Here is a 1,488-nt window from a genome sequence, read left to right as displayed (position 1 = left end):
CAGAGCGATCTTGTGTTCCTTCATGAGTTCGATCGCGGTCTCGAACGCTTCGGTGCGTGCTTTGATCGGTTCGGCCGCCGCGTTCCTGGCGACGACTTCGAGCTGGGTGTCGTTCGTGATGACGGTGCCGAGGCTCTTCTTGGCGAGGGTGTAGCGGAGGGCGACGTCGCGGGTGAGGGGGTCGCTCGCGTGGGGCTGCCCGTTCTCGGTGGTGATGCCGAACTTGGCCATCAGCTCGACAGCTACGGCGAGTGCGTCCTGGCCGGCGATCGAGCCCGCCGGGCCCGGGTCGGTCCTGACAGGCGAGTGCGTCGTTTCCTCGGGGGTGCCGGGGCGCAGACGCTTGTGCCTGGAGGTGAGCGGGGAGGGCTGGGGGGAGGGGTCGGGGGAACCCCACGCACGTTTGGGGTTCGAGGGTGTGGTCGGTGCCGTCTCCTGAGGGCGTCCGGTAGGCGCCGGTTCGCCGGGGCCGGCCGTCTGCCGACGCGTCGTCGGTTGGGCGCGGGACGAGGGTCCCGCGTGGGAGGGAGGGAGGGGAATGCGGGTTTCGGTGGGCGGGGCGCCACCGGGCAGGCCGAGTTTCGGGATGCCGGCGGCCAGGGCCTGCCGGCTCGCGCCCTCGTGGAACGCGACCTTCTCCCGTTCGTCGTACTCCCGGAATCGTGGTCCGGGCGTCAGCTCGTGCACACCTCGCAGCAGGTCGGTGGTGCTGATCGCCTCGTCGGGCTTCCACATGCTCAGGAGGGAGAACGCGCCGGCGAACGTCAGGCGGCACTTGAGTGCCTGGCGGTCGCCGCCCGGCTGCAGCCGGGTGAAGTCGGCCGCGTTGTTGGCCAGGATTGCGAGCTGGTTCCGGGCGGCGGGGGGAAGCAGTTCCCACCACGCCGCGATCTCCTCGTCCGTGAGTGCGTTGACCGTCCGCACTCGCGGGTGCTGCCCGGCCCTGCTGATCCGGGCGGCCCAGACCGGGTCCGAGTGCAACGGCGTCTTCCCACCCGCCTGCCGGCTGGGATTCGAACTCCCCGCCAAGGTAGGAGAGTTGTGCGATCCCGGCGGATTCGCCGAGTGTGCGGGCAGGGCCGGGGCCGATGGGCTCACCTGCTCGGCCCGGTGCTCGCGCTGGTCGCTCCGGGCAGTTCCGCCGTCCCCGTTGGTAGGGGTGGGTGTGGTGTGGGAGGGGCCTGCGATGGTGGTCGTGTCGTGGGGGTGCGTGGAGTGGTCGGGGTGGTCGGGGTGGTTGGGGCCTGCGCCGAACAGGCCGACGCGTAGGCGGTTTTCTGAGACGGCGAAGAGGCTGGCGCCGCGGTGGAAGGTTTCGCGGTAGGTGTGGTCGATGTGGGTGGGTGGGGTGGTGGGGGGGAGGGTGGGTGTTTCGGTGGTGAAGCGGTGTTGCCCGAGGTCGTAGAGGCCGCGTGCGGCGAGGTCGCCGGCGAGGGCGGCCCGGCGGGTGAAGTGGCGCAGGGCGTCCGGTGTCTCGCCGGGGAGCGG

At 71.2% G+C, this 1,488-nt stretch carries 1 pseudogene; it reads right to left on the bottom strand.

Annotated features, from left to right (window positions below):
- Nucleotides 1-1,488: pseudogene (locus AB0O11_RS39335) on the bottom strand (hypothetical protein); the annotation flags it as partial.

Origin of the sequence: Kitasatospora sp. NPDC093102, from assembly GCF_040683915.1 — a bacterium.
In the GTDB taxonomy this organism is placed as follows: Bacteria; Actinomycetota; Actinomycetes; order Streptomycetales; family Streptomycetaceae; genus Kitasatospora.
This window is presented reverse-complemented; position numbering and strand designations above follow the sequence as displayed.